The following is a 10,963-nucleotide window of genomic DNA, read 5'->3' as shown; positions in this document are numbered from 1 at the left end:
TGCCTATATAACTTATTTAAACATGTATACAACTATAAAAAGAAAAATTTCCTCATCATTTAAGAGGCTTATATAATAAACAATTATTTATATTATGAGTATTGACCAATATTGTATTTATTTTGCCTATATATAAAACTTTAATAATAAATATTTTTTGTAAAGATTAATTTGACTAAATAAGAGGTGAATCAATATTAAAAAGCCATTTGCAAAATTTTCAACTACACTAAGATATATTAGATTTTTAGCATTATTGAATTTTTTGATTCAAATATAAATAAGCATTTTGATATTCTAAAAAATAAAACTAATTACAGAATTTTTGTGAAATTAGATGATACTTTTAAATATTAAACCTAGTTGATTAAATAAAATTATAAGAGTATACTATTTCAAAATAATTCAATATTTAATTTATGAGGTGATAATAGTGAATAAAAGACTGAAGTTTTTGAAAATAGGTATAATTATTTCAATATGTACATTTCTTTTAAATCTTGGATTTATATATTTTTTACCTAGCAATGTAGCAAATCAGATAAATTTAACAACAGGTCATTTAACTTCATATACTTCAAAATATGTGTTTATGATATCCTTACCCATACTCGAACTTCTAGCAATACTATATTTATATTTTAAAAGAGAGTTTAGAACTTGGTATTATTTGAGCTTTTATATAATTTTCATATTTTGTGACGTATCGATTATAGTTGTTAATATTATTTACAGATATATTAGATAATATTGATATACGTAATAAATAAAAATATGTAATAAATATCTAGAATTATTTATTTGCTCATTTTCAAGGAGTTGATATTATGACATTTTCGAATATATCCATATCGTTAATATTTATGAGTTTTGGATTATATTTATTGTTTTTTACTCCACCGAGAGGATATGGAATAGGATATAGAACAAAACGTGCTAGAAAATCTAATGCAAGTTGGATTTATGCAAATAGATTATCAGGAATTCTCTTGACTATAATTATACCTACAGTAGTTCTTTTAATAACTATATTGTCTGTAATGTTTCCCTGGGAAAGTTATTTATTATCAAAAATATACTTTGTTATGAATATATTAACTTGTATAATAGTATCAATAATAGTAGAAATTAAACTAAAGTTAAAATTTGGTGATGCAGATAAATAAAATTAAATATTTTTGAACTTTTTTTATGAGCCCATTATTAAATATATTAAAATGTAAAAATATACCGTAAAGAAAATATATTTTTTAAATTAATTTTTATAAATTTTTCACTATAAATTTAATAGTTTTTACTTAGTTTATTTATATGATATGATATTTTATCAATATTTTACATAATTTTTACCACCCTTTTATGAGTTTTAGGAATTTTGTGTAAGTTTTATTATCAATGCGACTTTTAAAATTTTTTCATTCCTGGAACTACTCCCCCCTATATATTTAAATTAAAAAAACATAACATAATACCTATTGTGTTACTTTTTTAAATCCTATCAAACTATAACAATAATGCACGTTGTAAGTATTTTGTAAAAAGTAAATGTAACATAGACTCAATGTGTTACGTTTAACAAATATTTCAATATTAAACACAGTACAATTTGAAATCGGAGGTATAATAAAATGATTGCATGTTTAATTAATATTATTTTACTATTTATCTGTATGCTCTTAATAACCTTTACAGATACAAAGTGTACATGTAAAATAAATCCATTTGTAGGTTATAGAACTAAACGTTCTACAAAATCCGAAAAGGCATGGAAATATGCCAATACTAGAATTACCCAGTTAATGGCAATAGTTCTAGTAATTTATCTAATTATTAATATAATTATTGCCTTATTTTTAACAATATTCCCATTGAATATTATTTACATAATTAATTACATAGTAATAATATCTGAAGTTCCTGCTACTATAATAATACCAACAATTATTTTAGAAATAGAATTAGAAAAAAAATTCTAGTCTGACTATATAAAATAAGAGACTTATTAAGCATTAGCTAACGATACTACCTTCATTTTATTATCATTAACCCTGCAAGTTTTCTATATTTCTTGTAACAACTTTAAGTTGTTTAATAATTAAAATTAACAAATAAAAAAAGTCATTCTCACATGGTATAACTATTTGACCTAAGATAGTAATACAACCATAAGAATTAATTATTAAAAGCGAAAACACTTATTTTGAAATTTTTAAAGCTATAAAAACTGCATTTATTAAATTAGGCATTGACTCAAAGGTCACTAGCTGACCACGTAAGTATTCAGATCAACAAATCATATGTTGTATGATTTATGATGTCAAAAATAACATTTCTAGCCTACGTGAATTTGAATATTGTGTAAAGCAAGATTTTATATTGCTTGAGATAATCAAGTATCTGACTTGATTTATGAACTTAAAACATACAATCGATTTTTACTAATTACTGATACTGCATATGATGGTTTGATACAATACATTTACTTAATATCAAATTATCAACAGATATCAATATGCGTAAAGCCAAAAGTATAGATTCTCTAAATATTAAGAGATATAAGAACGTTCTTTTCAGAAAATCTGTGATTTGAAAGCAATTATATAAAAATTAATTAAAGATAGAACAATTATTTTCCATGCTTATACAGGCTAGCCCAATACGAATGTCATATAAAATAGGTATTACTTGCTTATACATAAACCTGTGAAGAGAAAACTACTTTTAAAATCTCTATATAACTTAGCATAATCTTAGTGTACTTTATAATTAATTAAACTTCTTCAAAACTCTTATATAACTTGCTTAAACATGTATACAACTATAAAAAGAAAAATTTTCTGTTTGTAAGTTTATAATTTATGGTTATTCAAAATAAAAAAGAAGAGGTAATCCTCTTCTCTATAAATTTTATTTATTTTTCTTTTTTAAAATCATATATGAACCAATTCTTTGACGAGTTCTTTTATCTGCCTTTTTATACTTTTGAGCAATATTTAATATTTTGTTTGGTAATCTATTCATTATTAAATATCCTCCTTATCTTAGATTATCATACTTGTATAACTGTTCTTTAAATTGTTTTAATCCCTCTATATCAACTTTATAGTTAAATATAGGCTTATTATTTATCCAATCAATAAAATGTTCTATTTGTAAAGTTAAATCACTTCCATTAAATTTGATATCTATAAAATCAGCTAGACTATAGCCAACTTCACTTCCTTGATTAAACATTATTTTTATTAATGTACCTGTTATATCATCTTTATTTACTTCCAAAGTGCTTGTCCTATATAAATCTATCTCTTTAAACCCATTTTCTTCTTTATCAATATAAAATTTATTATCATCTAAATTATATTCTTCTTTTAATTCGTTCCAATTATCAAATACTTTATTTCCTCCATAAGCCATTATAAGCCTATCAATGTTATCTATTTCTTCAATATATCCACACCCAACTAGCCACAATTCACTTCCTGGCATTTTATCATAACACCTTATATAAATATCCTGTACTAATCTTAAATTACTATTCAATTCCTTAAACCTATAATTTATCAAATCAACTTCTTTTTTCTCTGATAAAATATACTGTATAGACGTTTCTATCGATTCTCTTTTACTATATATTTTTTCTAATTCTTCTTTTTCTACTTCAAATGTATTCTTTTGCACATCATATATCCTGCCGAAAAACTTTTCAAACTTTAAAGCCTGTTTAAGATTATTTGAATATTCCTGTTTAACATCAAACATTATCACTGTTTTATAATCTGGTTCGATATTTTCTATTGCTTCAGCTTTTACTATTTCAATATTATCAGTCTGTAGTGTTATATTGTCTTTTATCACTACATTACTTTTTAATTCCTCTTCTTGTAGTGGTGCATTATCCGATATCACTACACTATTTTTTAATTCATTATATTTATTTATTATATAATCTATATTAAAAAGACTTATACCTTTCTTTATACAAGAATCTTCTATTTTATTTTTTACTTCTTCATCAGTTAATTTTATTATTTCTTCTTTTTGTAGTGACATTATATATTTATCACTACACTTTATTTTCCCACTTTCTTTATCTCTCTGCCTATCACATAAATAAAAACTGTATCTGTTATTTTTACTATTTTTTTTAATTGAACAAAACATAAACTCCTCCATTATGTAGTGACTTATTTAGATATCACTACATTTGAAATGCGTAAATTACTCTTTTCTAAGTTATTATAAAGATTTATTCATGCTTTATATTTTTAAATACATGTTCCCACCTTTGATTAATTGTTAATTCCTCACCTACTGGTGTTATATCTATTTCTTTCTGCATTTGTTCATGTAAAGCCATATTTAATAAAAATGCTCTACTTGTGCCTAGTTTCTTAGCTTTATATTTAAAGTATTCATTTACTACCTCTGGAATATCTAAATTAACTTTTGGCATTTATCTTACCTCCTCATTAAATAATTGTTCAAGAAAACTTCTAGAAGCTTGGAATTGTTCATGTCGATTGTCATGTTTTTCGAAACACTCTTCGATTCCTTCCCTTATGTATGCTTCTCTTATGTATTCTTTTTCTTGTTCTATTCCCATTTTTATATAGTCAGAAATCACATCACTTCTTCTCCATTGTCTTTCTTTGGCTATTTTAGTGCAATAATCACATAATTCCTCTGGTATTCTTAATGTTATTTCATTCTCTCTTTCTCCTCTCCTATTTCTATAATTCTATTGCTTTATTTATCCCATTCTTTTATTTCTTCTTGCATATGTTCTAAACACCATAAAAACATATCATTCTTACTCCAACCATATTCTTTAGCTAAATTAGTGTAATAGTCACATAATCCCTCTGGTAATATTAAAGTTATTTGTTTTTTTTCTTGTTTCATTTCTTTTTTCTCCTCTTCAATATATATTTATTTGCTTGTATACGCCTTGTAGACGAGTTTTTATATTTAAATAATGGTTTTATATCTAAATTACTTTTAAAAGCCTTATAATCGATTGTAGTGTTAAATAATTATTATCTAGCCCAATTCTTAATCCTTTGATATTTACCTTCCCAATTAAAACTATAAACTTCAACTGGTACATTACGACCTTTTAATGTTATAAGTTCCATAGCAAATGGATTTTTATCTGGGTTTGGCGAACTATAATCTAACAATCCTTTATCTTTTAAACCATCTCGTACTTCTCTTTTATCTAGTTCTCTATTTCTATATAAACCAAGTACTAAATCACTATCCTCTGCAATTCCTCCAGATTCTTTTATATCTGCTAGTGTTGGTCTTTTATCTTGCCTTCCTTCGATAACCCTGTTAATTTGAGCTGTTATCACTATCGGAATATTTAATTGTAATGCTAATAATTTTAATCTTCTTGTAAGCTCTCCAAGATATTCAGCTCTATTCTTAGGATTAACTAATTTATTAGATACCCTATTAATTAAATCTATAAAAGCAATATCTATATTATTTTTAAGCTTGTCCCTCTTTATAGTGCTTATTATGTTATCTATATCACCTATAGAATCATATATCTCTAAATGCTTAGTAGATAGAAAATCACTAATATACAGGGTTATTTTTTCTTTTTCTGTATCATTTAATTCTTTTTTATAAATCTTATTAAACTCAATATCGCAGCCATTAGAAACGAGTTTATTTATTATTTCACTTCTTCCCATTTCTAAGCTAAATAAATCTATCTTTTTGTTTTGCTTAAGCATGTTTAATATTAATTGACTCGTGAAAATACTTTTACCAATACCTGTATAAGCAGATATAGTTATTAACTGACCATCTAAAAACCCAACTATATCATTATCAAGTTTTAATAATCCTGTTTGAATTTTAGACTCTGCATTATCTTTATAAAGCTCATCAATATAAGTAAATAAATACTCCCTTGTATTTTCTTTATTTTGGTCATTAGAATGAAGTTCTTCACATAATTTAGATAAATTATCTAGCATATCATTAGATTCTGTGTTATAATCCAACTTATTAGTAATAAGATAAATTTTTCTCTTAATGAAGAGATCTTTTAATTTATCAATATATTGTTTTACATTAGTTAATGATAATAACACAGTAGCTATGTCTGTAATTTCGCTTAAAGTTACAGGCATTTTTTTATTACTTACATACTCGGCAAATATAACTAAATCAATGTTTTGACCTTTTTTTCTTAGTTCCTTAAATCCCTTTATTATTTCTTGATGAGAAGAGGAGTAAAACCACTCTATCTCTATTTCATCAATTAAATTATTATCTTGAAAACACGCAGATATAATATTTTTTTCAATCTCTTTATTATGTAATTGAGCTAATATATATTTCATAATTAACAACTCCTTATCTGTAATATTTATCTCTATCGTTAGATACTGATAGAAAATTGTATTTAGCAGATTGATTCTTATTATTTTCTTCAATCATTTTTAAATATAACTGGTCATATTTTTCTCTTAGCTTTTTAGGACTTAATATATTAGATTTCCAGAATGAATCGTGTTGACACCACTTAATAACCCTTTCAACCTCTTCTATATTTTTTTTATCAATTCTTAATATATAATCAAACTCTTTACTCCAATTTTGAAAATTAGGCTGTTTAGCCTTGGGATTATTAATTTGCATTAAAGAAAATAGTAGTTTAGATAAGTTCATTTCTTTAGAATTTTCAATAAAGAGATTCTTTTTAATATTTCTTTTTATATTCTCTTTTTTAGGTGTATCAGTTATAGTATCGTTAATAGATTCAGTAATAGTATCAGTAATTATATCTAATCCATTGATATTACTAGGATTTATAGTATCGCTAATAGTATCAGATATAGTATGAGGTATAGTATCAGACGTGAATATCGAATTATATGAGTAAATAGAAGGTATTTTAGGTGGTTTTCCTTTTTGTATAAGGCTTATTATCCTTAGTTCTTCGAACTTTTTTATTATTCTTTGCGTTTTAGCAAAAGACACTTGTAAATCATTGCACGCAGTCCTAATTGTTAAATAAAATTGACCCTTAGGTAAATCCCCCTTTAACCTTTGTAAATTTTCTTTTTGCATTAAATAATGATTAAATAAGATTTCATCTTTATTCTTAATTACATCCATTTTTAGCACCTCCTGATTAAGTTTATAAAAGCCATTCAATCCATACTCTCCTTTCTAGTTTGATTTAATGCTTAAGTGTAACTATGTCACTAATTTTAATTTAATTATTCCTCTTCATCGCTAAAGAAAAGTTCAATAATACCAACATTCAAAGCTTTACTAAGTTCTTTCATTAATTTTAATCTTGGCTGAACAGCCCCTTTTTCAAGTAGTCTTAAGTACTGTGGTGTAATGCCTACTTGTTCAGCTAATTCATATTGTTTAATACCTTTTTTAAGTCTTGTTAATAATAAATTTGTCATTTAATTTCCTCCTGTATTTTGCTGTTTTTATTTATTCTCTTCATTTTTGTGGAATCAGCTATATTTTACATTTTACTCTTTGTTTTCGAAGAAATCAATAGCAATTTAAAATTTTGTTTCTTTTTTGAAGAATTTAATGTTATAATAAACTAAAACGTAAAGGAGATTAAAACATGAAAGTCAATGAAATCCTCAATATAGGAGAAAATTTAAAAAAAATACGTAAAGACAATAATTTAACTCAAGAACAATTTGCCGAAAAAGTAGGATTAGCAAGAACTACATACGCCAATTATGAAGCTAATAAAAGAACACCAGATATAGAAACATTAAACAAAATAGCTACAATTTTTGATACTACAGCAGAAAAAATCTTGGGTAATCCATTTGAATACCCTGGAACCAAAAGATTGCCTAGATATAAGCCTGTATCATATGAAAAAGCAATATTCAGTTATATTGATTTATTAGATTATGCTGGATTAGATTTCTCATTAGATGTAGAAGAAACAAATAGATTATTTGAAATGACTGTTGAATATACTAAATTTTTAATTAGTAATATGAAAAAACAAGTTTTGATTATAAAACCAACAGATATTGATTTTAAGCCTAATGGTACTATTAAACATAATAATAAATAAAAATTATATATTGCCACTTATTAATAAATAAGAGCCAGGAAATAATAATATAATATTAAACCTTGTTCTTTAGAAAATTTCCCATCTTAAAATATAAGTAAAATAAATTGTTTTAAATACATTTAAAATTAAACATATATCTTTTTATTAAAGACCTTTTAGCTCAAGGTCTTTATCTATAGAGTTTTTTAATCTAACCCTAATGATGAAGTAAAATACTACCCCAATATGGAGAACTATTAGCTAATATCATACAACCTATCACCAATGAAAAAACAATACATAATACAATTATTCCTAAAATTATAACACATTTCTCCACTTTTCCTACCTCCTAAAGATAACAGGTACAAGTACCCCTATAATACAAGGGCTGAAAAAAAATGAGGGTAGATTTTTTCTTATATATATTTTATACTTAAACAAAAAGAATGAACTTATAAAAGTCCATTCTTTTTCATGTAAGTTATATGTCTCTCAAGTGTTTTTTGTGCAATATTTAATTTTTGAGAGATTTCTTTATTTTTAAAGCCTTCTTCTCTAAGACTTTTTATTTTTTCTCTTTGTAGCTCTATTTGTTCTTTTTTTGTTAATTTTCCATCTTGTTTTAACTGATTTTTATATTTCTCTTTAGCTTCTTCACTATTATATGCTTTATTGTTTCTTTCTCTTTTCCTACGCCTATATTCATCTTTAGAAATTATGGTTTTCATCTCTTTTTGTTCTTCTTCTGTTATTTCTAGAAGATTTATTAGAGTTTCATTTTTGTATTTATAATCTTTATTTTGGTCTTTATATACTGTTTCTGCTGACCTAGTAGCCCTTATAACTTCTTTTTCACCTAATGGCTGTCTAAACATACTATTTACTTCTAAAGTATCATGCAATGCCTTTTCTATATCTTCAGTAAAATAACATGAATAATATCTATATAGAAATAATATAAGTTCCCTATGACCTTTTAAATCATACTCTCTTAACTCACATAGCTTTATTATGTCCTGTAGCCTTGCATAATAAAGACTTCTTTCTCTGTAGACAAATAACACCTTTTTAGGTCTACCTCGTCTCACAGATACCTTCTCGCTTAATTCTGGCATATATTCGTTTTGTATTTCTCTTAAATCATATAAATAATTATATTCATCTATTATTTTTACTTCAGTATTCGTTTTAGAATTAATACTCCCTGGCACTCTTAATATTCTTGTTGCGTCTAGTGCTTGTCTATCTGCTCCAAATTCTTTCAATGTTTTATAAAAATATTCTTCAACAGCTTTCCAAAGTGGCAGAGCCATACTTGGAACTTTATTTATAAGCCATATTAAGTATAATCCTCTTCCACTATCTATAATTAGATTTGGTATAGGAATGGATTGTTTGAAATGATTGTCATTTAGATTCATTAAAATTTGCTCTTTTGTAAAACCTGTTTTATATGTATCTAAATCAATAAACAAAGCTTTGAGCTCTTTGAGATATTCTAATCTCCTATAAGTCTTATAAAAAGTATTTAAAGTAATATACACATTATGTTCTTTAAACTCTAATTCTAATAGCTGTAAATACTTATAATGCCATTGTTTATAATTATGATTAGATATTTCAGCTCTAGTTATCCACCCTTCACTATTTCCATGAACTATATTTATATATTTACTAGAAAAGTGACTTTCATTATTCTGCTGTTCTAAAGTTAATGTCACCTTTTATCTCACCTCCCATCTTTAGACAGATTATAACATATTTTTTTTAATTCTAAATAGCCTAAGAAAGTAAATACAAAAATGAGTATTATAAAAATAATAAAACTATGAAATGTTTCAACTCAATATACGCCATTCTAATGGTTTCAAAATATTAAGATGGAAATTATATTAAGAGATATGTTAAAACGTCTTAGAATTGGTTCTAGGGCTATAGAATTAGTATGTTATGAATAATAAACAACCATAAAAAACTGTATACAAAACATCAACTCCAAACTACAGAAAACGTAGATTTTCCGAAGTTAGGAGTTAAAATGGCTTGTTTACAGGATTTCAAAGGTGTATACAAATAAAATTTATTAAAAAAAGCGAAATTATTAAATGAATTTCCAATTTTGATTACAATAAAAGGCATACTATTTTGTTGTAATTTTTTACTACAAGCTTTTTCATTACTAAGTAGTACTACTTAGTGTATTTATTTTATAAAAAAACCAGATAGAGCTTGCTATAATCTTGCTATGATTCTTGTATCTAAATCAATATCAAATCAACTATATAAAATATTTATAGTATCTTGCTATTATATTTAACCTCTGTTAGCTAATTGTCTAATGTTACTTGTATTCACATTAGAGTATTGTTTAATTTTGGGAGGTGCATGACATGCACTTCTTAATTTGTAAGGCTCTTGCCAAAATATCTTCATCAGACATATCTTCTGTAGTAGTAATATATCCGCCTGTTTTTCTTATCTCAGGTAATACTTCATCAGTTACCCAATCTTGGAATTTTTCAGCTTCTTTTTTATAGGATTTAAATATTAGTTTATAAACTCCGCTTTCTGTTAAGAAATTTTCTCCAGCATTATTTAATTTTCGGATGGGAACATCTTTCACATCTAAATTTTTCAATTTAACAACTTGTTTATTATTCATATTTGCTATAGATTTTCTAACAGCACTATCTGTTAAATTTAAACATTCTCCAACATGTCTTGGATTAAATAATACTTTTCCTTCAAATTCAAATACTTCTACCTCTTTATTTTCAAAAGTTCATGAGATGAACATCTGATGTATAAACCTGTGAAGAGAAAACTACTTTTAAAATCTCTATATAACTTAGCGTAATCTTAGTGTACTTTATAATTAATTAAACTTCTTCAAAA

12 protein-coding genes and 1 pseudogene are annotated in these 10,963 nt (G+C 25.0%); 3 read left to right on the top strand and 10 right to left on the bottom strand.

Going from position 1 to position 10,963, the window contains the following annotated elements:
• Positions 1–827 precede the first annotated feature (827 nt).
• Both HH195_RS12350 and HH195_RS12345 read left to right on the top strand, forming a co-directional pair.
• A complete protein-coding gene (locus tag HH195_RS12350; RefSeq protein ID WP_112365332.1) occupies positions 828–1,166 on the top strand; it encodes an SdpI family protein in 339 nt (112 codons plus the stop codon).
• A 462-nt stretch (positions 1,167–1,628) separates the two neighbouring features.
• On the top strand, positions 1,629–1,976 hold the full coding sequence (locus tag HH195_RS12345) for an SdpI family protein (RefSeq protein WP_112365333.1): 348 nt from the start codon (positions 1,629–1,631) through the stop codon (positions 1,974–1,976).
• Between the two features lie 1,060 nt (positions 1,977–3,036).
• Here the strand turns inward: HH195_RS12345 and HH195_RS12340 are convergent.
• From HH195_RS12340 to HH195_RS12310, 7 genes are all read right to left on the bottom strand, one after another.
• The gene (locus tag HH195_RS12340; protein WP_196372107.1) at positions 3,037–4,161 is read right to left on the bottom strand and encodes a hypothetical protein; all 1,125 of its coding nucleotides are present in this window, start codon (positions 4,159–4,161) and stop codon (positions 3,037–3,039) included.
• Positions 4,162–4,246: 85 nt separating this feature from the next.
• Positions 4,247–4,453: a hypothetical protein gene (locus tag HH195_RS12335; protein ID WP_196372106.1), complete on the bottom strand. Its 207-nt coding sequence runs from the start codon at positions 4,451–4,453 to the stop codon at positions 4,247–4,249.
• On the bottom strand, positions 4,454–4,624 hold the full coding sequence (locus tag HH195_RS12330) for a hypothetical protein (protein WP_196372105.1): 171 nt from the start codon (positions 4,622–4,624) through the stop codon (positions 4,454–4,456).
• 122 nt (positions 4,625–4,746) lie between these two features.
• On the bottom strand, positions 4,747–4,902 hold the full coding sequence (locus HH195_RS12325; protein WP_196372104.1) for a hypothetical protein: 156 nt from the start codon (positions 4,900–4,902) through the stop codon (positions 4,747–4,749).
• Between the two features lie 134 nt (positions 4,903–5,036).
• On the bottom strand, positions 5,037–6,359 hold the full coding sequence (locus HH195_RS12320) for a replicative DNA helicase (RefSeq protein ID WP_196372112.1): 1,323 nt from the start codon (positions 6,357–6,359) through the stop codon (positions 5,037–5,039).
• A 13-nt stretch (positions 6,360–6,372) separates the two neighbouring features.
• Entirely contained in the window at positions 6,373–7,137 is a 765-nt protein-coding gene (locus HH195_RS12315) for a hypothetical protein (protein WP_196372111.1), read from the bottom strand.
• A gap of 104 nt (positions 7,138–7,241) precedes the next feature.
• Positions 7,242–7,439, bottom strand: a complete 198-nt coding sequence (locus tag HH195_RS12310; RefSeq protein WP_196372110.1) for a helix-turn-helix transcriptional regulator — start codon at positions 7,437–7,439, stop codon at positions 7,242–7,244.
• 173 nt (positions 7,440–7,612) lie between these two features.
• On the opposite strand from HH195_RS12310, the gene HH195_RS12305 reads away from it, so the two are divergent.
• Entirely contained in the window at positions 7,613–8,083 is a 471-nt protein-coding gene (locus tag HH195_RS12305) for a helix-turn-helix domain-containing protein (protein WP_196372109.1), read from the top strand.
• Between the two features lie 199 nt (positions 8,084–8,282).
• On the opposite strand, the gene HH195_RS12685 is transcribed toward HH195_RS12305, so the two are convergent.
• The 3 genes and pseudogenes from HH195_RS12685 to HH195_RS12295 form a co-directional block, all read right to left on the bottom strand.
• The gene (locus tag HH195_RS12685; RefSeq protein ID WP_256437761.1) at positions 8,283–8,405 is read right to left on the bottom strand and encodes a hypothetical protein; all 123 of its coding nucleotides are present in this window, start codon (positions 8,403–8,405) and stop codon (positions 8,283–8,285) included.
• 115 nt (positions 8,406–8,520) lie between these two features.
• Positions 8,521–9,789 (bottom strand): helix-turn-helix domain-containing protein, encoded by a 1,269-nt coding sequence (locus HH195_RS12300; RefSeq protein ID WP_196372108.1) that lies wholly within the window; start codon positions 9,787–9,789, stop codon positions 8,521–8,523.
• A 647-nt stretch (positions 9,790–10,436) separates the two neighbouring features.
• Positions 10,437–10,820: pseudogene (locus HH195_RS12295) on the bottom strand (BRO-N domain-containing protein); the annotation flags it as partial.
• Positions 10,821–10,963 lie beyond the last annotated feature (143 nt).

This window comes from Candidatus Sarcina troglodytae, from assembly GCF_015708635.1.
Taxonomy (GTDB): Bacteria; Bacillota; Clostridia; order Clostridiales; family Clostridiaceae; genus Sarcina; species Sarcina ventriculi.
This window is presented reverse-complemented; position numbering and strand designations above follow the sequence as displayed.